17 protein-coding genes and 1 pseudogene are annotated in these 22,182 nt (G+C 53.7%); 10 read left to right on the forward strand and 8 right to left on the reverse strand.

The features are described from left to right. Positions 1 to 39: 39 nt before the first annotated feature. The 4 genes from rarA to lrp form a co-directional block, all read right to left on the reverse strand. Positions 40 to 1,383, reverse strand: a complete 1,344-nt coding sequence (gene rarA / locus RT644_RS10745; protein ID WP_313626616.1) for a replication-associated recombination protein RarA — start codon at positions 1,381 to 1,383, stop codon at positions 40 to 42. A gap of 9 nt (positions 1,384 to 1,392) precedes the next feature. Then, on the reverse strand, positions 1,393 to 2,004 hold the full coding sequence (lolA, locus tag RT644_RS10750) for an outer membrane lipoprotein chaperone LolA (RefSeq protein ID WP_313626617.1): 612 nt from the start codon (positions 2,002 to 2,004) through the stop codon (positions 1,393 to 1,395). 119 nt (positions 2,005 to 2,123) lie between these two features. After that, positions 2,124 to 6,143, reverse strand: coding sequence for a DNA translocase FtsK (gene ftsK / locus RT644_RS10755; protein WP_313626618.1), 4,020 nt, complete (start codon positions 6,141 to 6,143; stop codon positions 2,124 to 2,126). A gap of 120 nt (positions 6,144 to 6,263) precedes the next feature. Then, positions 6,264 to 6,758, reverse strand: a complete 495-nt coding sequence (lrp, locus tag RT644_RS10760; RefSeq protein WP_000228469.1) for a leucine-responsive transcriptional regulator Lrp — start codon at positions 6,756 to 6,758, stop codon at positions 6,264 to 6,266. A gap of 553 nt (positions 6,759 to 7,311) precedes the next feature. Between lrp and trxB the strand changes: the two genes are divergently transcribed. The 9 genes and pseudogenes from trxB (at position 7,312) to RT644_RS10800 (ending at position 15,751) form a co-directional block, all read left to right on the forward strand. After that, positions 7,312 to 8,277, forward strand: coding sequence for a thioredoxin-disulfide reductase (gene trxB, locus RT644_RS10765; protein WP_020457224.1), 966 nt, complete (start codon positions 7,312 to 7,314; stop codon positions 8,275 to 8,277). 114 nt (positions 8,278 to 8,391) lie between these two features. After that, entirely contained in the window at positions 8,392 to 10,158 is a 1,767-nt protein-coding gene (gene cydD, locus RT644_RS10770; RefSeq protein WP_097406915.1) for a heme ABC transporter permease/ATP-binding protein CydD, read from the forward strand. Continuing rightward, the gene (gene cydC / locus RT644_RS10775) at positions 10,159 to 11,880 is read left to right on the forward strand and encodes a heme ABC transporter ATP-binding protein/permease CydC (protein ID WP_313626620.1); all 1,722 of its coding nucleotides are present in this window, start codon (positions 10,159 to 10,161) and stop codon (positions 11,878 to 11,880) included. Between the two features lie 106 nt (positions 11,881 to 11,986). Beyond that, a complete protein-coding gene (aat, locus tag RT644_RS10780) occupies positions 11,987 to 12,688 on the forward strand; it encodes a leucyl/phenylalanyl-tRNA--protein transferase (protein WP_020457221.1) in 702 nt (233 codons plus the stop codon). A gap of 189 nt (positions 12,689 to 12,877) precedes the next feature. Next, a pseudogene (locus RT644_RS23640) lies at positions 12,878 to 13,050 on the forward strand (hypothetical protein); the annotation flags it as partial. Beyond that, positions 12,978 to 13,196, forward strand: coding sequence for a translation initiation factor IF-1 (gene infA, locus RT644_RS10785; RefSeq protein ID WP_001040187.1), 219 nt, complete (start codon positions 12,978 to 12,980; stop codon positions 13,194 to 13,196). The pseudogene RT644_RS23640 and the gene infA, both read left to right, overlap by 73 nt. Positions 13,197 to 13,355: 159 nt before the next feature. Further along, on the forward strand, positions 13,356 to 13,799 hold the full coding sequence (locus RT644_RS10790; RefSeq protein ID WP_020457220.1) for an antitoxin Xre-like helix-turn-helix domain-containing protein: 444 nt from the start codon (positions 13,356 to 13,358) through the stop codon (positions 13,797 to 13,799). Then, the gene (locus RT644_RS10795) at positions 13,796 to 14,260 is read left to right on the forward strand and encodes an RES family NAD+ phosphorylase (RefSeq protein ID WP_020457219.1); all 465 of its coding nucleotides are present in this window, start codon (positions 13,796 to 13,798) and stop codon (positions 14,258 to 14,260) included. Before RT644_RS10790 ends, RT644_RS10795 begins: the two co-directional genes overlap by 4 nt. A gap of 102 nt (positions 14,261 to 14,362) precedes the next feature. Continuing rightward, positions 14,363 to 15,751: a diguanylate cyclase gene (locus tag RT644_RS10800; RefSeq protein ID WP_313626622.1), complete on the forward strand. Its 1,389-nt coding sequence runs from the start codon at positions 14,363 to 14,365 to the stop codon at positions 15,749 to 15,751. A gap of 67 nt (positions 15,752 to 15,818) precedes the next feature. On the opposite strand, the gene clpA is transcribed toward RT644_RS10800, so the two are convergent. Beyond that, positions 15,819 to 18,107: an ATP-dependent Clp protease ATP-binding subunit ClpA gene (gene clpA, locus RT644_RS10805; protein WP_313626624.1), complete on the reverse strand. Its 2,289-nt coding sequence runs from the start codon at positions 18,105 to 18,107 to the stop codon at positions 15,819 to 15,821. A gap of 30 nt (positions 18,108 to 18,137) precedes the next feature. Then, positions 18,138 to 18,458 (reverse strand): ATP-dependent Clp protease adapter ClpS, encoded by a 321-nt coding sequence (gene clpS, locus RT644_RS10810; protein WP_017456164.1) that lies wholly within the window; start codon positions 18,456 to 18,458, stop codon positions 18,138 to 18,140. 328 nt (positions 18,459 to 18,786) lie between these two features. On the opposite strand from clpS, the gene cspD reads away from it, so the two are divergent. Then, entirely contained in the window at positions 18,787 to 19,008 is a 222-nt protein-coding gene (gene cspD, locus RT644_RS10815; RefSeq protein WP_007374119.1) for a cold shock-like protein CspD, read from the forward strand. A 64-nt stretch (positions 19,009 to 19,072) separates the two neighbouring features. On the opposite strand, the gene macB is transcribed toward cspD, so the two are convergent. Together macB and macA are read right to left on the reverse strand one after the other, a co-directional pair. Continuing rightward, positions 19,073 to 21,019 (reverse strand): macrolide ABC transporter ATP-binding protein/permease MacB, encoded by a 1,947-nt coding sequence (gene macB / locus RT644_RS10820; protein ID WP_313626626.1) that lies wholly within the window; start codon positions 21,017 to 21,019, stop codon positions 19,073 to 19,075. After that, positions 21,016 to 22,128 carry a macrolide transporter subunit MacA gene (gene macA, locus RT644_RS10825; protein ID WP_313626627.1) on the reverse strand — a complete coding sequence of 371 codons (1,113 nt, stop codon included), beginning with the start codon at positions 22,126 to 22,128 and terminating at the stop codon, positions 21,016 to 21,018. The genes macB and macA overlap by 4 nt, the downstream gene beginning before the upstream one ends. Positions 22,129 to 22,182: the final 54 nt, after the last annotated feature.

Genomic DNA, 22,182 nt, shown 5'->3' on the forward strand with positions numbered 1-22,182 from the left:
GTCGATGGTGTAAGTCGTAACCTTACCGCAACGCCCGCACTAGCGATAGCGTTTTATAGGGCTTTTATGATCCTGTTCGGTAAGCCAGGCGAGCTTTTCGCCAATCTTACCTTCAAGGCCTCTTGTCGAGGGGTGATAATAGCGCGTCTGTGCCATTTCTTGCGGGAAATATTCCTCACCGGCGGCATAGGCATTGGGTTCGTCATGCGCGTAACGATACTCCTGGCCGTAGCCCATCTCTTTCATCAGTTTGGTTGGCGCATTACGCAGATGAACCGGCACGTCATAATCGGGGCGATCGCGCGCATCCGCCAGTGCCGCTTTGAAGGCGGTATAAACCGCATTACTTTTCGGCGCACAGGCAAGGTAAACAATCGCCTGCGCAATCGCACGTTCGCCTTCTGCAGGACCAACGCGTGTAAAACAATCCCAGGCGGCAATCGCGACCTGCATCGCACGCGGATCGGCGTTACCGACATCTTCAGAGGCAATCGCCAGGCAGCGGCGCGCGACATATAAAGGATCGCCACCGGCGGTGATAATTCGCGCATACCAATAAAGCGCAGCATCCGGCGCACTGCCGCGGACCGATTTGTGCAACGCGGAGATCAAATCGTAAAACCGATCGCCTTTGTTGTCGAAACGGGCGCTGCGTTCACCGGCAATTTCCTTGAGCAGTTCTGGATTTAATACACGCTTGCCGGAACTGTCGAGTTCCGCCATATCCGCCATCATCTCAAGCGTATTTAGCGCCCGGCGCGCATCACCGCCAACCAGCTCGGCAATCGCCCGTCGGGTTTCATCCGGCAGAACAATATCCTGCCCGCCGTAACCGCGCACTTTGTCTTCCATCGCCTGCGTTAAAACCTGCTCGATATCCTCAGTGGTCAGCGATTTAAGCAAATAAACGCGCGCACGCGACAGCAATGCAGAATTGAGTTCAAAAGAGGGGTTTTCCGTCGTCGCGCCAATAAAAGTGATAGTGCCATCTTCAATATGCGGCAGAAAAGCGTCCTGCTGGCTTTTATTAAAGCGATGAACCTCATCGACAAACAGAATGGTACGGCGCCCGGCATTACGGTTTTGACGCGCACGCTCAATGGCTTCACGGATCTCTTTCACGCCGGAGGTCACCGCAGAGATACGTTCAACATCCGCGCTGGCATAACGCGCGATCACTTCTGCGAGCGTGGTTTTGCCCGTTCCCGGCGGTCCCCACAAAATCATGGAGTGTAAGTGTCCGGCTTCTATCGCGCGCGGGAGCGGCTTACCCGGCGCTAACAAATGTTGCTGACCAATGTACTGCGCTAAATTTTCTGGCCGCATACGCGCGGCCAGAGGTTGAAACGCATTATCGGAGAAGTCGAGCGACATGTTACTCATGCACGCCTCTTACTTGCGTTGATCGTCAACCGTTACGCCCTTCGGCGGGGTAAAGGTAAATTTAGACACATCAACAGTGCCATTTTGCTGTGATTTCAGCTGATAGCTGCTGCGCTGATCGTCCTGCTCAATGGCGCTAAATTGATGGATAGTGCCATCACGCCCCACGTTGATGGTGAACTGTTTCAGATTCCCGTTGTTGCCTTTCGGCGTCAGCACAAAATCGTCACCTTTTTGCTCAATATTGTACTGTTGCCAGTCGCTTGCCTGATTACGGGCTATCAGCATAAACGGCGTGTTACCCGTGGCGTCTTTCAGCCAGGTCGCTGTTGCCTGCTCAACAAATGGATTATAGAACCACAGCGTTTTACCATCTGACACCAGAACACTTTCATCCGGCTGGGTCATGTGCCAGTTGAACAAGTTTGGACGTTTCACCCACAGGTCGCCCTGACCTTCCTGCACCGCAGCGCCGCTGCCGTCAGTCACTTTTTGAGTGAAGGTAGCGTGAAAGCTGCTGACTTTATCGAGACGGCTTTTTAGGTCGCTGGAAGCATCAGCCCAGACATTGCTGACCAACAAACTACCCATTAATGCACAAACCAAAGCGACTTTTTTCATTGCTGTTCCTTAAATACGTCACTCCCGACGTGGGAGAATACTTCTGTCACTCTAAACACCGTGAACCAACAGCAACAGAAGAAAAGACTGAATTTCTATTGCGTTACATATCCTTGCAATCAGTCAAACGGCGGCGGCGCCAGCACTTCACGGTTTCCGTTATGCCCTTGTTCGCTGACGATCCCCTGCGCTTCCATCTGCTCGATGATACGCGCTGCGCGGTTGTAGCCGATACGGAACTGGCGCTGTACGCCGGAGATTGAGGCTTTGCGTTTTTCAGTTACGAAGTTAACAGCCTGATCGAATAACGGATCCAGCTCTTCTCCCCCCTCAAAACCGCCACCTGCACCGCCTTCGCTTTCGCTATCCGAGGTAATGCCATCGACATATTGCGGTCGCCCGCGCGCTTTCCAGTCCTGCACAACGGCGTGCACTTCCTGGTCGCGAACGAATGCACCATGAACACGTACAGGTGCAGAGGTCGAGTTCGGACCGGAATAGAGCATATCCCCCATTCCCAGCAGCGATTCCGCACCGCCCTGATCGAGGATGGTACGCGAGTCAATTTTGCTCGAAACAGTGAACGCGATACGTGTCGGGATGTTGGCTTTAATCAGACCAGTAATGACATCCACTGACGGACGCTGGGTCGCCAGCACCAGGTGAATGCCCGCGGCACGCGCTTTTTGCGCCAGACGCGCAATTAGCTCTTCCACTTTCTTACCGACGGTCATCATCAAATCGGCGAATTCATCCACCAGCACCACGATATACGGTAGTTTTTCCAGTACCGGATGCTCGACATCCATGCTGTCCCCCGGTTTCCAGTAAGGATCCGGGATCGGGCGGCCCATTCGCGCAGCCTCTGCGATCTTCTCGTTGTAGCCCGCCAGATTACGTACTCCGAGCGCCGACATCAGCTTGTAGCGCCGCTCCATTTCGTTGACGCTCCAGCGCAAGGCATTTGCAGCGTCTTTCATGTCGGTGACGACTTCGGTAAGCAGGTGCGGGATCCCCTCATACACTGACAGCTCAAGCATTTTCGGGTCGATCATGATAAAGCGCACCTCTTCCGGCGTCGCTTTATACAGCATGCTGAGGATCATGGCATTCACGCCCACCGATTTACCTGAACCAGTTGTACCCGCAACTAACAGGTGCGGCATCTTCGCCAGGTCGGCTATTACCGGATCGCCCGCGATATCTTTTCCCAGCACCACCGTCAGCGGCGACGGGTTTTCGCGGAATTTCACGCAGTCCAGTACTTCACGCAGGTAAACGGTTTGGCGTTTCTTGTTCGGCAGTTCCAGACCCACATACGGTTTCCCCGGAATAACTTCCACCACACGCACTGCAACGGTCGACAACGAACGTGCCAGATCGCGGGAAAGGTTCGAAATACGCGCAGCTTTCACACCTGGTGCAAGATTCAACTCAAAACGTGTGATAACCGGGCCTGGAGAATAGTTGACCACATCAGCTTTGATGCGGAAATCCGCCAGTCGCGCTTCCACCAGACGCGCCATCTGTTCCAGCGCAAACGTGTCTACCGGTTCGACTTCCGCGGGCGGCTGCGTCAGTAAATCCAGCGACGGCAGCGGTGTAGTCGGTTTTTGCATCGGCCGGCTGTCGCCATTACGCATTAGCAACGGGTGAATCAGGCTTTCTTGCGGCTGCGGTTGCGCCACAGGTTGGTGAGCTGGCTGCTGATAATGCTGCGGCTGTGCGACAGGTTGCTGCGCCGGCTGCTGATACTGCTGCGGCTGTGCGACAGGTTGATGCACCGGCTGCTGATATTGCTGCGGCTGTGCAACAGCTTGATGAGCTGGCTGCTGGTATTGCTGCTGTGCAACATGTTGATGCACTGGCTGCTGGTATTGCTGCTGCGCAACAGGTTGATGAGCTGGCTGCTGGTATTGCTGCGGCTGTGCAACAGCTTGATGAGCTGGCTGTTGATAATGTTGCTGCGGTTGTTGTTGGTGCTGTTCTGCAGGGGACTCCTGCTCCGGCATCACGCCTGGTGTAAACAGCGGTTCGCCTGGGCCATCATCTACCAGCGTCTTCATTGGTGAGAACGAAAAGTCCTCCGGCGTAAACGCCTGAGTCCCGGCAGGTTGTTCACCCGCATACCGCTGCTGCTGCGACGCAGCGAACTGACGCGCGAGCTCCGCCTCTTCAGCGTCTTCTTCACTCGGTACAGCATGCTGCGACTGGAATTGCGGCGTCTCATGCTGGAATCCATCACCATAGCGATGGTGCTGCGTGGCGGCGAACTGGCGTGCCAGTTCATCCTGCTGCTGCATATCAGCATCGTCTTCTGTGAATTGATCGTGATGATGGCGCGTTTCATCTTCTTCGCGCGCGCGCTCTTCGGCCATCCGCTGAGACGGCAACTTGATACCATAAGAAGCCAGTTCACGGCGCGTTGGTACACGGACCCGGTTCGGGCGCGGAAGCTGCGGGCCGATGCCCTCTTTCACCTGCGGACGCGGTGTACCACCTGCCGCAAGGCTGAACACCGGACCTGCCGCAGCGGTTGCCGCGGCTACGCTACTGGCAGCCTGCTGTACTCCGGCTGCAACTGGCGCAACGGTTGCTTCAACAGGCGGTATTGATGGCATAGTCGGCACAACCGGCTTCGAAACCGGTTCAATATTCTCAGGCTCAGGAAGCGGCTGATACCACGCCGCCAGTTGCTCACGCTCGCGTGCACGTTTCTCCTCTACTTCTTCGAAGTAATAGAGCGGTGGACGAGTCTGTTTCACTTCTTCAACGACAGGTTCAGGTTCGACTACGAGTTCTGGTGCCGGGGAGATTTGCGGCTGCGCCTCACCCTGCCATGGCAGCGGATCGTGTACCGACTGCGTATAAATATCGTCTTCTTGCGGCTGCGCCGTCACCGGAGCTTCTGGCGTCCAGCTATCCTGCGCGACAGGCTGCTGCCATTGTGGTTCTGCATATTGTGCAGACGGATACGCCGCTTCCGGTGAAACCGACGGGTTTGATACAGGCTGATAAGATGCAGGAGCGTTATGCTCATCTGCCGTTGGCTGATACGCAGCAGCTTGCTGTACAGGCGGCTGTGCATAGGGCCATTCAATTTCCTGCGGTGCCTGCACTACCGGATCAACCGGCGCGGCATAGACCTGCGCAGCGACAGTCGTCGCGGCAGCAGCGGTGGCCACGGGGGCCGTTATGCTGCGACCATTGAGCAGCGGATCGTATTCCTGTTCAGATTCAGTTGCGCGATGCCCGGAGAACAGCACGTCGTCAGCATCGGCAGGTATACCGCGAGCGCTATAAGCAATATCGTCTTCATCGTCATCCATCCGCTTACCAGAGAACAACGCCTCATCAGTTTTGCGCCCCATCGGATTCGCAAACTTTTCGGCAACCCGTTTTCGCCGCGCCAGTGCACCACGCAAAATACGGGTACGGCGAGATTCACGCGGAGTGTCGATATCACCTTTATCTTCATCATCCTCTTCATACTCTTCGTCATCGACCCAGGTATCATCACGACGGGTACGATTACTGGCAAAAGTGAGAATGTTGAGGATCACACTGCCAATTTTCTCGGCAATGGTCACCCATGACCACCCGGTGAACAGCGTCAAACCGGCGGCCCAGATACAGAGCAGTGCCAGCGTACCGCCACTGCTACGCAGCAGGGGTTGTAGCGTGGTACTTAGCAAACTGCCAATGACGCCGCCGGAGGCGAAATACCAAATATCATCCGCATTAATCGCCGCAAGACCACAAGAAGTAAGGATCAGCGCCAGCGCGCCAATCATGCGCAGCGATACAGCAAAATAGTCGATGTAGTCTTCACTGGCCCGATGGCGATAAGCAAACCAGCAGCCGCCGATAATAATCACCGGGATGGTATAAGCCATGATGCCAAAAATGAAAAACAGCGTATCGGCAAGCCACGCGCCGGGCACGCCGCCAAGATTATGGATAGGCTCATGCCAGGCCGTTTGCGACCAACTCGGATCGGACGGGTTAAAGCTGAGAAGCGCTGCCATTAACCAAACGGCAGAAAGTGAAACGAGGATCAGCAACGCCTCCAGGAGTCGACGTCCGCTGCTTAACTTGGTCAGTGTGACTTCTTTGTCTTCGGTGTATTCCTGGCTCAAGACAGGCTCTCCAGGTCCTTGATGCTAAAACGGACAACAGCGCCGGGTCTCCCCGGCACTGTTGCTGTATGGATTAACAGGAGTGTAATCAAAAAACAGCGATTTTGCACCTGTTCCGTATTAGCGCGTCTTAATTACCAGACGATTGCTCTGTTTGACTTCTTCCATTACCACATATGTGCGGGTGTCGTTAACGCCCGGCAGACGCAGCAGGGTTTCCCCTAACAGTTTGCGGTAAGCCGACATATCCGGTACTCGCGTCTTCAACAGATAGTCGAAATCGCCTGAAACCAGATGACACTCTTGAATCTCTTCAAGTTTTTGCACGGCAGCATTGAATTGTTCAAACACATCCGGCGCGCCACGATTCAGAGTAATCTCAACAAATACCAGAAGTGATGCATCCAGATAATGCGGGTTCAGCAGCGCCGTATAGCCCTGAATAAACCCTTGTCTTTCCAGCCTGCGCACACGCTCAAGGCATGGCGTTGGGGAAAGCCCCACTCGTTTAGAAAGCTCGACGTTGGAAATACGCCCATCTTTTTGCAATTCGTTCAGAATATTACGATCGATGCGGTCGAGATCTTTGCCAGGGCGCTTCTTGCTATCTACCATTATTATTGTCTCTCTGTATTCCTTCCCTACTCCTGTCTTGACCCTGTGCACTTCACTGTTCAGAGTCTTTGCCCGTCGCGCTACGCGGCGCGTAATGAAAGTTAGCGCGTCACGTAATCCCAGGGGCAGTATTGAGAAGACCGTTGCCTGGGGCAGCTATCGATATCACGAATGGCGTCTGTCCACGCCATACGTAGATTTCGCTAGCCCGGTAAAAATGGCATTTACATGCATGAATTTGCGTCACGCGCGAAACACTGCTTTTTTTCTTCCTTTGATGTTTTCGCAAATGCGCAGGGGATTGTCAAAGCAAAACATCTTTTTTTAGTACAACATGCCAGATATTCATCAGGGTCGTTCCCTAATCATCATTTTATCACCTTATAACTGCCGCTTTTTCAGTAGGAATTATTATATTTAGGCGGTTAACAGCCCCTCAGCCATCGGTCCTTTCTATTACACATATCGTTAACAAAATCGCTGCACCCTTTTTTTACGCCGGTAAATTCCCTACAATCCAGCCCAATGTCTGCCAAACAACAATGAGGATCTCATGGGTACGGCCAAACACAGTAAGCTGCTTATCCTTGGTTCAGGCCCTGCCGGTTATACCGCTGCGGTCTATGCTGCGCGTGCAAACCTGCAACCCGTTCTGATTACCGGTATGGAAAAAGGCGGCCAGCTCACCACCACCACTGAAGTGGAAAACTGGCCGGGTGACCCGCACGATCTGACCGGGCCACTGCTGATGGAGCGCATGCATGAACATGCCACCAAATTTGATACCGAAATCATCTTCGATCACATCAACAGCGTGGATTTGCAAAATCGCCCGTTCCGCCTGACTGGCGACAGCGGCGAGTACACCTGCGACGCATTGATTATTGCCACTGGCGCGTCTGCTCGTTATTTGGGCCTGGCGTCTGAAGAAGCATTCAAAGGCCGTGGCGTTTCCGCCTGCGCAACGTGTGACGGTTTCTTCTACCGCAACCAGAAAGTCGCGGTGATTGGCGGCGGTAACACCGCAGTGGAAGAAGCGCTGTATCTGGCAAATATTGCCTCTGAAGTGCATCTGATCCATCGCCGTGACACCTTCCGCGCGGAAAAAATCCTCATCAAACGCCTGATGGATAAAGTGGAAAGCGGCAATATTGTGCTGCACACTCACCGTACGCTGGAAGAGGTGACGGGCGATCAGATGGGCGTTAGCGGTCTGCGTCTGCGCGATACGCAGAATGCGGATAATGTCGAATCGCTGGAAGTTGCAGGTCTGTTTGTGGCTATCGGCCACAGCCCGAACACCGCTATCTTTGAAGGTCAACTGGCGCTGGAAAACGGCTACATCAAAGTGCAGTCCGGTATTCATGGTAACGCCACGCAAACCAGCGTTCCTGGCGTCTTTGCTGCTGGTGATGTCATGGATCATATTTACCGTCAGGCGATCACTTCTGCGGGTACAGGCTGTATGGCAGCGCTGGATGCAGAACGTTATCTCGACGGGCTCGCTGAACGTAAATAATCTTTACAACTCAGTAACAAAGGTAAAAAAGGCGACTATAAGTCGCCTTTATTTTTGCTCCGATGTAACATTGCGCCAGCTCAAAATCCGATAACTTCACCTGCAAAGCGCGCAATGAATAAAACCCGTCAACAAGAACTGACTCGCTGGTTAAAACAGCAAAGTATTATTTCCCGTCGCTGGCTGACGCTCTCCCGCCTGCTCGGCGTGGTCAGCGGCGTGCTGATCGTCGCGCAAGCCTGGATTATGGCGCGTATTCTGAACCATATGATTATGGAGAATATCCCGCGCGAAGCCCTGTTACTGCCGTTCACCTTGCTGGTTCTGATTTTTATCCTGCGCAGTTGGGTAGTCTGGTTACGTGAACGTGTCGGTTTCCATGCAGGTGCGCATATTCGCTTCGAAATTCGCCGTCAGGTTCTTGATCGACTGCACCAGGCCGGTCCGGCGTGGATCCAGGGAAAACCCGCAGGAAGTTGGGCCACGCTGATACTTGAGCAAATCGATGATATGCACGATTTCTACGCCCGCTACCTGCCGCAAATGGCGCTGGCGGCGAGCGTTCCGCTGCTGATTGTTATTACCCTGTTCCCGATTAACTGGGCTGCGGCGTTAATATTGCTAGGTACAGCTCCGTTAATTCCGCTCTTTATGGCGATGGTCGGAATGGGCGCGGCGGATGCAAACCGTCGTAACTTCAAAGCGCTGGCGCGCCTGAGCGGCCACTTCCTTGACCGCTTACGTGGAATGGAAACGCTACGCATTTTTGGCCGCGGTGCTGCGGAAACAGAAAATATTCGTCATGCCTCGCAGGATTTTCGCAGCCGCACCATGGAAGTGCTGCGCATGGCCTTCTTATCTTCCGGCGTGCTGGAGTTCTTCACCTCGTTATCGATTGCATTGGTGGCGGTCTACTTCGGTTTTTCCTATCTTGGCGAGCTGAATTTTGGTCACTACGGGGCTGGCGTAACCCTGTTCGCCGGTTTTCTCGCGTTAATTTTGGCACCGGAGTTCTTCCAGCCGCTGCGCGATCTCGGTACCTTTTATCACGCTAAAGCCCAGGCGATTGGCGCAGCGGATAGCCTGAAAACCTTTATGGAAGCGCCACTCGCACATCCGCAGCGAGGTGATATCACGCTGAAAACCGATGAGCCGGTAACACTGACGGCGAGCGATTTGCTGCTGAAATCTCCCGAAGGCGCAGTACTCGCCGGGCCGCTCAATTTTTCCCTGTCCGCGGGTCAGCGCGTCGTCGTGGTAGGAAGAAGCGGCTCTGGCAAGAGTTCGCTTATCAATGTACTTTCCGGTTTTCTGCCTTATGAAGGTTCATTGCGCGTTAACGGCATCGAACTGAGTGAGTTAGATCCGGATAGCTGGCGCGAAGCGATAAGTTGGGTTGGGCAAAATCCGCAACTTCCCGCCACCACGTTGCGCGAAAATGTGCTGCTGTCACGCCCCACTGCCAGCGATGCAGAGCTGCAAGCCGTTCTGGATAAAGCCTGGGTCAGCGAGTTTCTGCCACTGCTGCCAGAGGGACTGGAAACACAGCCTGGCGATCAGGCGGTACGCCTCTCTGTTGGTCAGGCGCAACGTGTGGCTGTTGCCCGTGCCCTGCTCTCTCCCTGCAAACTGTTGTTGCTGGATGAACCTTCCGCCAGCCTTGATGCCCACAGTGAACAACGCGTAATGCAGGCACTTACCGATGCCTCACGCCAGCAAACGACTCTGATGGTGACGCACCAGTTAGAAAACCTGGCTGACTGGGATGCTATCTGGGTAATGCAGGATGGCCAGATTATGGAACAAGGCAGCTACGCCGAACTCGTTGCTGCGCAGGGGATTTTTGCGGATCTCCTTGCCCATCGCCAGGAGGAGATTTAAATGCGCGCCTTACTGCCTTATCTCGCACTGTATAAACGCCACAAGTGGATGTTGATGCTCGGGGTTATCCTCGCCGTTATCACTTTGCTTGCCAGCATTAGCCTGTTGACGCTCTCCGGCTGGTTCCTCTCTGCGTGCGCCGTGGTTGGCGTCGCGGGCATCTACAGTTTTAACTATATGCTGCCCGCCGCCGGTGTGCGTGGCGCAGCGATTATTCGTACCGCCGGGCGCTATTTTGAACGGCTGGTCAGCCATGATGCGACGTTTCGTGTACTGGAACATTTGCGCGTTTCGACATTCAGTAAACTGCTCCCCCTCTCCCCTGCCGGACTGGCGCGTTTTCGCCAGGGCGACCTACTGAACCGCGTCGTCGCCGATGTCGACACGCTCGATCATCTTTACCTGCGCGTCATCTCCCCGCTGGTTGGTGCACTGGTGGTGATCATTGTTGTCACCCTGGGTTTAAGCGTACTGGACATACCGCTGGCGCTGATATTGGGCGGTATCATGCTGGCAACCTTGATTATCCTGCCGCCGTTATTTTACCGCGCGGGCAAGCCGACCGGCGAAAGTCTGACCGCACTGCGCGGGCAGTATCGCCAGCAATTAACCAGCTGGCTGCAAGGCCAGGCGGAATTAACCATTTTTGGTGCCAGCCAGCGATATCGTGCGCAGTTAGAAAACACCGAACTTAGCTGGCATGACGCCCAGCGCCGTCAATCCGATCTAAGTGCAGTCTCGCAGGCAGTGATGCTGCTCATCAGCGGCACGGCAGTGCTGGTTATGCTGTGGTTTGCTTCCGCCGATATTGGCGGTAACACGCAGCCCGGCGCGTTGATTGCGCTGTTTGTATTCTGTGCGCTTGCGGCTTTCGAAGCGCTGGCTCCGGTGACCGGTGCATTCCAGCACCTGGGGCAGGTTATCGCTTCCGCCATACGTATTACGCAGGTAACGGAATGCCAGCCGGAAGTGACGTTCCCGCAAAATAGTGTCATCACGCCAACAGATGTCGCCGTGCAATTCGATGCCCTGACATTTAGCTACCCAGGCCAACCACAGCGTGCGCTGGACTCAATTTCTTTATCGATTGCCGCCGGAGAACATGTCGCGATCCTTGGCCGAACCGGGTGCGGCAAGTCCACGTTATTGCAATTACTGACGCGCGCATGGGATCCGCAGCAAGGAGAGATTCATCTCAATGACCAGCCGCTGGCAAGCTTTGCAGAAGCTGATTTACGCAAACTTATCAGTATGGTGCCACAGCGTGTTCATCTGTTTAGCGCGACGCTGCGTGATAACTTATTGCTGGCCTCACCGCAGGCCAGTGACGATACCCTGAGTGCGATGCTAACCCGCGTCGGACTGGAAAAACTGCTTGAGGATAATGGACTCAACGCCTGGCTTGGTGAAGGTGGACGCCAGCTCTCCGGTGGTGAACTACGCCGTCTGGCGATTGCTCGCGCATTATTGCATGATGCACCGCTGGTGCTTCTGGACGAACCGACAGAAGGCCTGGATGCCGCAACAGAGAGCCAAATCCTTGAATTACTGGGTGATGTGATGAAAGGCAAAACGCTGCTGATGGTCACACACCGTCTGCGTGGACTGGCGCGTTGCGATCGGATAATTGTGATGGACAACGGGCAAATAATTGAGCAAGGTAATCACGCAGCGTTAATGGCGAAACAGGGTCGGTACTACCAGTTTAAGCAGCGTCTGTAGTGGCTATTCGTCATTTTGCCGTTTCTGTAACGGCAACGTTAAAGTGGAACGGCCAAAATGACGATAGTAAGTAGGGTCCCTTGTCGCGTTGTGGAGCACAGAAGTCATGCGCCTGGTGCAGCTCTCTCGTCATTCTATCGCTTTTCCTTCGCCCGAAGCGGCGTTGCGTGAACCCAATGGACTGCTGGCGCTGGGCGGCGATCTCAGTCCGGCGCGTTTGTTAATGGCCTACCAGCGCGGTATCTTCCCCTGGTTCTCGCCTGGCGACCCAATCCTGTGGTGGTCGCCCGATCCGCGCGCCGTGCTGTGGCCGGAAACCTTTCATGTCAGCCGCAGCATGAAGCGTTTTCATAAAACCTCTCCCTATCGCGTAACGCTGAATCATGCTTTTGGTCAGGTGATCGATGGCTGCTCGCAGGATCGCGATGAGGGCACGTGGATCACGCCTGACGTGGTGATGGCTTATCATCGCCTCCATGAGCTGGGGCATGCGCACTCGATTGAAGTCTGGGAAGGTAACGAGCTGGTGGGTGGGATGTATGGCGTGTCACAAGGTGCGCTGTTCTGCGGTGAATCAATGTTTAGTCGCCGTGTAAATGCCTCCAAAACAGCATTGCTTGTTTTTAGCGGTGAATTTGTACGTATGGGCGGCGAGTTAATTGATTGCCAGGTGCTGAATAGCCATACTGCGTCGCTCGGCGCCATTGAGATCCCACGGCGGGATTATCTTTTACACCTCGAGAAAATGCGCAAACTTCCGCTCCCTTCCCACTTCTGGGTGCCCCGAACGCTGTTTTCATCGCTCTGACGAATGTTTTCGGCACATTTTTTATCAGGGTGTTATAATGGACGCTCAGAGCAGCTTTTGCCTGTTGCCCCGCCCCACCCGGGAGTTGTTCGTATCAGGGATGCCCTTCGCTTTACTCCACCGCTCCCCTTTACGGTTGCGCTTTTAGCGCGTCCTGGCTGTTGGCGTGAGGGTAACTGGCAAAAGTCGTTTTGCTGCGTTTTATCAGCGCAAATCTTTACTTAACAGACGAACTTCGGCATTATCTTGCCGGTTCAAAAATTATGGTAGTGATACCCCCGAGGATTAGATGGCCAAAGAAGACAATATTGAAATGCAGGGTACCGTTCTTGAAACGTTGCCTAATACGATGTTCCGCGTAGAACTGGAAAACGGTCACGTGGTCACTGCGCATATCTCCGGTAAAATGCGTAAAAACTACATCCGCATTCTGACGGGCGATAAAGTGACTGTGGAACTGACCCCGTACGACCTGAGCAAAGGCCGCATTGTCTTCCGTAGCCGCTAAGATCTTCCATCAGCACAGCTAAGTGCATCAATTTTAAAAAAGGCCGGGTAATTCCCGGCCTTTTGTTTTTCTTACGCCAATCCTTCCTGATTAGACTTTAACCAATAACGACAATTGTCTATACTCAAACCTGACAAATGTCATCACACGGGAGGAAAGATGAGAACCTGGAGCCCGGATCAAAAACCAGCCGAAAATGCACTCTGGCGCTTTGCCGGTTTCCCCGCCAACAGAGGGCTAAAACTCGTTCAGATGTTGAACGAAGGCTTGCCAGTCAGCATTCTCGACAATATTCATGAATGGACAGAAATGTCCCGCTCCGACATCCTGCGCGTCACGGGTATCAATGAACGCAATGTTGCGCGTCGCAAAAGCGCCGGCCGTACACTCACACCGGAAGAAAGTGAGCGTATTGCGCGTTTAGTGAGGGTTGTTGATGCTGCGGTACAGTTTTTCGGTAGCAAAAAAATGGCGTGGGACTGGCTGGAAACCCCCGTTCGCGGCCTTGGCAATGTGGCGCCAATTTCGCTGATTGCCACTGAAAGTGGCGCGCTGGAGGTGACCGACCTGCTCGGCAGGCTGGAACATGGAGTGTTTGCGTGATCTTTTATCGACTGGTAACGCGCCGCTACGCCAGCGAAGCCTGGACAGGCAGCGGTGCAAATCTTTATGGCGGTCGCTGGAATCACAAAGGTCACCCGGCGGTTTACGTCGCCTCATCCGTTTCGCTTGCCGCACTCGAAATGCTGGTGCATATGCACAGTGACGCGGTTATGAACCAGTATGGACTGTTCAGCATTGAGATCCCTGACAAGGAGATTGAATATCTGGATAAGCAATGGCTACCGCCGGACTGGCAGGAAAACCCGGCGCCGCTTTCGACCATGGATTTAGGTACCGCCTGGCTGGAAGCCAACAGCGCCGTCGCGCTGGTGCTGCCGTCATGCGTTGTTCCGCTTGAGAATAATGCAATTCTGAACCCGAATCACCCCGCCTTTAATAAGCTGCTAAAAACCGTAAAAGCGCTTCCTTTCTTTTTTGATCCACGCCTGGCACACCCGTAATTTTTGCACAACTTACCGGGCGATGTTTTTTCTTGACCAGCCCCCTGCCTTCCGCCGTACTATCTTGCGCATACTTCATCAAAATTAATGGTTGGCGAAAGCATGGAACAGGTTGGACACAATCATCACTCATTACTTCTCACAGAGTGGCAGGTCTTACTGCAGCAAACGCCACCGCAAGTACACGATATTCTGTCTGCCCTGGCCGATGAGGAAATTCGCCATCTGGTTAATGTTTTTTATGACTACATGCTTTCGCACAGTGAAAGTGAGCTGTTTTTAAACACTGAACAGGTTAGTACACGCCTTAGTCATAGTATGTTTCACTGGCTGCGCAGCGTTCTGGGTAGTGCGAAAGAGGACATCGAACAACTTCTGGAAAAACAGCGGGAAATTGGCATCGTTCATGCGCGTATTGGTTTACCGATCGACCTTGTCGCTCGAGGAGCGCGTAAGCTGAAAAATGAACTTTATGATTTATTACAAGCAAAAGCGACGATTCCCCCCATATTACTCAGCCAAACCCTTTGCTTTAGCAGCCTGGCAATGGATACCGCGATAGAAGCCATGACCGTTTCATATTCGCCAGGTTATCAGAATTCAATGCAGGCACAGGAACAGTACCGCCTGTTATCCATTTATGATGATGTGAATGTTGAGCGCGAGCGGCAGATTAGCGCCCTGACCAGCTGGGAAAACCAGTTTATCTACAATATCGCCACCGGACTGCCCGCGGCGGATCTGATTTACCTGTCGGAATCGGATTTCGGCATGTGGTTTTCTCATAAAGGTAAGCATCTGCTGGGCAATCAGAAGATGCTGGCTAACATGGATGCACTCATTAATCAGGCTGACGAGCGCATTACTCGGGCGCTTACGGCAGAACAATCGCCAGAGATGAAGCCACGAATGGCGGTGTTGCAGACAGTACGCCAGCTTACCGGGCAAATCCACCGTCTGCTTGTCGCGATGTTCGATGCGCTGGTAGAGCTGGAAAATGGCAAAGATCCACTGACGCAACTGCTTAACCGCCGCTTTATTCCCACCATTATGCGCCGGGAGATCTCGCTGGCACTGAATGTGCGTAAACCCTTTATTCTGGCGATGCTGGACATTGATCACTTTAAGAGAATCAACGACAGCTTCGGGCACAGTGCGGGGGATATCACGCTCAAAACGGTAGCCGCTGCCATCTATGATCACTTCCGCAGCAGTGATTACGTATTCCGCTACGGCGGTGAAGAGTTTATGGTGCTGCTGGTCGAATCTGACCTGTTACAGGCGAAGATCATTCTGGAAGCGCTGCGGCAGAAAATCGCCGCGTTGACGATTGAAGTCACACCCGCACAACACTTCTCGGTCACCGTTAGCATCGGCGTCGCCGGGTTTGATTACCACCCGGATTACAAGCGTTTAATTGATAAAGCGGATCGTGCGCTTTATGTTGCTAAAAGCCACGGGCGCAATCGTATCGAAACCAGCGTTATTTGAAGCTGCTTTTGCAGGCATAAAAAAACCGGGCTGATATCGCCCGGTTTTTAGAAGTGAAGTACAGAGATTAATGTGCTGCTTCCGGTTTGTGCTTCTGCGCACTCTGGAAGCCATACTCCAGCTCATTTTTCTCTTTATTCAGCGTTACCGTGACCTGGCCACCATCAACCAGCGAACCGAACAGCAGTTCGTTGGCCAGCGGTTTTTTCAGGTTGTCCTGGATAACACGCGCCATCGGGCGAGCGCCCATTGCGCGGTCGTATCCTTTCTCTGCCAGCCAGTCGCGAGCTTCCTGGCTGACTTCCAGCGATACGCCTTTCTGATCCAACTGCACCTGGAGTTCGACAATAAACTTGTCGACCACCTGATGGATCACCTCAGTCGACAAGTGATCGAACCAGATAATGTTGTCCAGACGGTTGCGGAACTCCGGCGTAAAGATCTTTTTGATCTCTTCCATCGCATCGGTGCTGTTATCCTGGTGGATAAGACCAATGGATTTGCGCTCGGTTTCACGCACCCCGGCGTTGGTGGTCATCACCAGCACCACGTTGCGGAAATCAGCTTTGCGCCCGTTGTTATCGGTCAGCGTTCCGTTGTCCATCACCTGCAACAGCAAGTTAAAGACGTCCGGATGCGCTTTTTCGATTTCATCAAGCAGCAGCACCGCGTGCGGATGTTTGATCACCGCGTCGGTCAACAGACCACCCTGATCAAAACCTACATAGCCCGGAGGCGCACCAATCAAACGGCTGACAGTATGACGTTCCATATACTCGGACATATCAAAACGCAGCAGCTCAATGCCCAGCGCTTTTGACAGCTGCACTGTCACCTCGGTTTTACCCACGCCGGTTGGGCCAGCAAACAGGAAGGAACCGACCGGTTTATGGTCTTGACCCAGCCCTGCACGGTTCATTTTGATGGCCTCGGTTAATGCCTCAATGGCTTTATCCTGACCGAACACCAGCATTTTCAGACGATCGCCAAGATTTTTCAGCGTGTCGCGATCGCTCTGAGAAACACTCTTCTCAGGAATACGCGCGATACGGGCCACCACCGATTCGATATCCGCCACGTTAACGGTTTTCTTACGCTTGCTTACCGGCATCAGACGCGCGCGCGCGCCCGCTTCGTCGATAACATCAATCGCTTTATCCGGCAGATGGCGATCATTGATGTATTTCACCGCCAGCTCTACCGCCGCACGCACCGCTTTCGCCGTATAACGTACATCGTGGTGCGCTTCGTATTTCGGTTTCAGGCCATTGATAATCTGCACCGTTTCCTCGACGGACGGCTCAGTGATATCAATTTTCTGGAAGCGACGCGCCAGAGCACGATCTTTTTCAAAGATATTGCTGAATTCCTGATACGTGGTGGAACCCATGACGCGGATTTTACCGCTGGAAAGCAGCGGCTTAATCAGATTTGCGGCATCCACTTGCCCACCAGACGCAGCGCCTGCACCGATGATGGTATGGATCTCATCGATAAACAGAATGCTGTTATTGTCCTGCTCAAGTTGTTTCAGCAGCGCCTTGAAACGTTTTTCGAAATCGCCACGGTATTTAGTACCGGCCAGCAGTGAACCGATATCCAGCGAGTAAATTGTGCAATCTGCCATCACTTCTGGCACGTCGCCCTGCACAATACGCCACGCCAGCCCTTCGGCGATGGCGGTTTTACCTACGCCGGATTCACCCACCAGCAGCGGGTTATTTTTACGACGGCGGCACAGAACCTGAATCGCACGTTCAAGTTCTTTACCACGGCCAATCAGCGGGTCGATTCCTCCCACACGAGCAAGCTGATTAAGGTTGGTGGTGAAGTTTTCCATACGTTCCTCCCCTCCTGCCTGCTCTTCGCTGTTCACCTGCCCGCTACTGCTGCCAGTGGCGTCAGATGATGGGCCTGGCTCGTCTTTACGCGTGCCGTGAGAGATAAAGTTCACCACGTCAAGGCGGCTTACTTCATGTTTGCGCAGCAGATAAGCCGCTTGCGACTCCTGCTCGCTAAAAATGGCAACCAGCACGTTCGCGCCGGACACTTCACTGCGCCCGGATGACTGAACGTGAAACACCGCGCGCTGAAGAACACGCTGGAAGCTGAGCGTCGGCTGTGTGTCGCGCTCCTCTTCGCTCATGGGTAGAACGGGTGTGGTTTGTTCGATGAAGGCTTCGAGTTCCTGCCGCAGCGCCACCAGGTCCACTGAACACGCTTCCAGCGCTTCGCGGGCAGATGGGTTACTGAGCAGCGCCAGTAACAAGTGCTCGACGGTCATAAACTCATGTCGGTGCTCGCGCGCTCTGGCGAAAGCCATGTTTAAACTGAGTTCCAGTTCTTGATTGAGCATAGGCACCTCCCCCAAGTTTCATGCCTGCATTCAGGCTCTTTCCAGCGTACACAGCAACGGATGCTCGTTCTCCCTGGCGTACTTGTTCACCATTGCGACTTTCGTCTCGGCAACCTCAGCGGTGAAAACACCGCAAATGGCCCTGCCGTGATAGTGAACCGTAAGCATCAGTTGCGTTGCACGTTCTACATCATAAGAAAAGAACTTTTGTAGCACGTCAATAACAAATTCCATCGGCGTGTAATCATCGTTCATTAACATAACTTTATACATGGATGGCGGTTTCAGCGCGTCGCGCAGTTTATCTTCCGCCAATTGGTCGAAATCCAGCCAGCTATTGCTCTTACCCATCGTTAGCGTTTCATCTTAGGTTACAGTTTCCGGCAGCGTTTAATCGGCCGATTACATGAGTCTAGATGTATTTTCAATCTACATCAGATGACAGATAACAATCATCTATCGTTGTCATTCGCGACGGCTGTCACATTCCTTTGTAATAGCGTTAACTGCTTCAAAATTTTGATGCGTCGCCTCCAAGAACCCCTGCCAAATGCTTGACGCGTTATACGAATTATCTAAATTGTACAGTCGAGAGTTGGCGAGGTTTTGAACAGCCTGCTTGCTCTACCACCGGTTCATTCCATCTTACTTAAATAAGATTTACGAAGGATGTCGAAGCATGGAAACGGGTACTGTTAAGTGGTTCAACAATGCCAAAGGGTTTGGTTTTATCTGCCCTGAAGGCGGCGGCGAAGATATCTTCGCGCATTACTCCACCATTCAGATGGATGGTTACAGAACGTTAAAGGCCGGGCAGACTGTCCGGTTTGATGTACACCAGGGCCCTAAAGGCAATCACGCCAGCGTCATCGTGCCCGTAGAAGTGGAAGCCATGGCCTGAAGCCTGTTATCACATTGTGTACATGCCGCAGTCAAAATGCCAGCCCAATCGGCTGGCATTTTTATTACTCGCGAGCCAGCGCGTCTACCGGATCCAGCCGTGCGGCATTACGCGCAGGCAACCAGCCGAACAGCACACCGGTAAATGTCGAACATAAAAACGCCGTTAACAGTGCCACCGGTGAAAACCCAATCTCCCAGCCCGGTAAAAAGAGTTGCAAGGTAAAGGCAATCAACATAGATAGCGTGACGCCGAGCGCGCCACCGACAAGGCAAACAAACACCGCCTCAATCAGAAACTGCGACAAGACGTCCCCCGCCCGGGCACCAACTGCCATCCTGATGCCAATCTCACGCGTCCGCTCGGTGACCGACACCAGCATAATATTCATCACACCGATACCGCCAACCAGCAACGAAATGACCGCCACCAGCGTTAAAAACAGCTGAAGAGTACGTGTGGTCTTTTCCGCTGTTTTCAAGACCCCGTCCATATTCCAGACGAAGAAATCTTTCTTACCGTGGCGCAGGCTGAGCAACCGCGTGAGCTGCTGTTCCGCCTGCTCACTGCTGTAGCCCTCATTCACCCGCACCGTAATGGAGTTTAGCCAGGACTGCCCCATAATACGCCCGGAGATGGTGCTGTACGGCAGCCAGACGCGCAGGATTTTGCTGCTGCCAAACATCGATTGCTTCTCCTCCGCCACACCAATCACCGTCGCCGGCATGTTACCCACCAGGATTACCTCGCCGACCACGCTGGCTTTATTGGGGAATAACTGACGGCGGGTGTTGCTGTCGAGCACCACCACTTGCGCCCGACCTTTCAGTTGCTCTTCGTTAAACGAGGCACCTTCGCTGAACGTCATGCCATACACATTAAAATATTGCCCGCTTACGCCATTGGCGCTCGCCGCCACATCAATATTGCCGTAGCGCAAACGCAGATTTTGTGAAACGGCAGGTGTGGCTGATTTAACCCAGGGCTGCTTCTGAATCGCCTGCAGATCGTCATATTTCAGCGCCTGCTGGTATTGCGGCTCGTCATCGCCAAAATCTTTGCCGGGATAGACATCAATCGTATTGGTGCCTATTGAGCGAATATCCGCCAGCACCAGCTGTTTAGCCGCGTCGCCGACCACCACAATCGAGACCACCGAAGCAATACCGATAATAATGCCGAGCATGGTCAACAAGGTGCGCATTTTATTGGCCGCCATGGCGCGCCAGGCCATGGTCAACGCTTCCTGAAAACGGCTGACAAATTGCCGCCAGCCCCCGGCGTGCGTCATGATCGTGTCATGGTTTGCGGGCGCGGCGGCTTCCGTTTTGGCTGGCGGATTACTGATTATCTCGCCATCACGAATTTCAATCACCCGCTCAGCCTGTGCGGCCACCTGCGGATCGTGCGTCACGATAATTACCGTATGCCCGCGATCGCGTAACTGATGCAGGATTGCCATCACCTCTTCGCCTGAGTGGCTGTCGAGGGCACCGGTCGGTTCATCGGCCAGAATCACCTGGCCGCCATTCATCAACGCGCGGGCAATACTCACGCGCTGTTGCTGTCCGCCGGAGAGCTGCGACGGTTGATAATCCGCCCGCTCCCCCAGCCCTAAGCGGGTCAGTAATGCTTTTGCGCGCTCCAGTCGCGCTTTACGTTCCGTCCCCGCATACACCGCCGGAACTTCGACGTTCTGCGCAGCGGTCAAATGGGAAAGCAGATGATAACGCTGAAAGATAAAACCGAAATGTTCGCGGCGTAGCTGCGCAAGCTGATCACTACTGAGCAACGATACATCCGTTCCCGCCACCCGGTAAGTGCCGCTGGTGGGCTTGTCCAGGCACCCCAGAATGTTCATCAGCGTGGATTTACCGGAACCGGAGGCACCAACAATCGCCACCATTTCGCCAGCATTAATGCGCAGCGTGATGCCTTTTAGCACCTCGACCTGTCCGTCGCCGGACGGATAACTGCGGCGGATATTATTCAGGTCCAGCAATGCGGTCATTGCGCCGCTCCGCTTTTCTCGCCAATCACCACTTCTTCGCCCGCATCCAGGCCTTTCGTCACCACCACTTCCGTATCATTACGTGCGCCCAGCGTCACCTCGCGCTCGCGGGTTTCACCATTACGCAGCACCTTCACTTTATAACGGTTGTCCCCCACCGGATCGCCAAGCGCCGCCAGAGGGATGGTGATCACATTCTTCAGGCCGGTCAGTTGGATATGCACCTGCGCGGTCATATCAAGGCGCAACACACCCTCCGGGTTTGGCACTTCAAAACGCGCATAGTAAAAAATCGCATCGTTGACCTTTTCCGGCGTCGGCAGAATATCTTTCAGCTCGCCTTCATAGCGTGTTCCCGGATCGCCCAGCACGGTGAACCATGCTTTCTGCCCCGGCTTGAGGTGGATGACATCCGCTTCGGAAACCTGCGCTTTTACCAGCATGGTACTCATATCGGCCAGCGTCAGGATGTTTGGCGCTTGTTGCACGGCAATCACCGTCTGGCCCTGCAGCGTGGTGATTTGCGTCACTTCACCGGCCATCGGCGCAAGGATGCGTGTGTAATCAAGGTTGGTTTTCGCGGTATCCAGTGTGGCCTGGTTACGTTTGATCTGGGCATCAATGGTGCCAATTTGCGCTTCTTTTACCGCCACATCCGTCGCAGAGGTGTCCAGATCCTGGCGGGAGATCAAATTGCTTTTCACCAACTGCTGCTGACGCACTAGTGTTACCTGGGCCAGCTTCAGTTCAGCCAGCGCCTGACGCCGCTGCGCCCGCAGTTCCATTAACGTCGCATCGACTTCCTTGATTTGGTTTTCCGCCTGCTCGGGGTCGATCACGCCTAAAAGCTGATCTTTCTTTACCTTATCGCCGATATTCACCGACAGTGTTTTTAACTGACCATTTACCTGGGCGCCAACATCTACCTTACGGAGCGCATCCAGCTTCCCGGTCGCCAGCACGCTTTGTTGCAATTCACCCGGCCGCACTATCAGCGTCTGGTACTGAATGACCGGGGCATTAAGTTTGCCCCACAACCAAAATGCCGCCAGTAAAACCACCACTGCCAGCACAATCATTACCGTCCTGCGTTTTCCCTTCAGTTTCATAAAAATCCCAGCTCATCGGACATGCAGTTTATAGAGGCCAATCTTAACTAAACA

The organism is Kosakonia sp., from assembly GCF_032104925.1.
Classification (GTDB): Bacteria; Pseudomonadota; Gammaproteobacteria; order Enterobacterales; family Enterobacteriaceae; genus Kosakonia.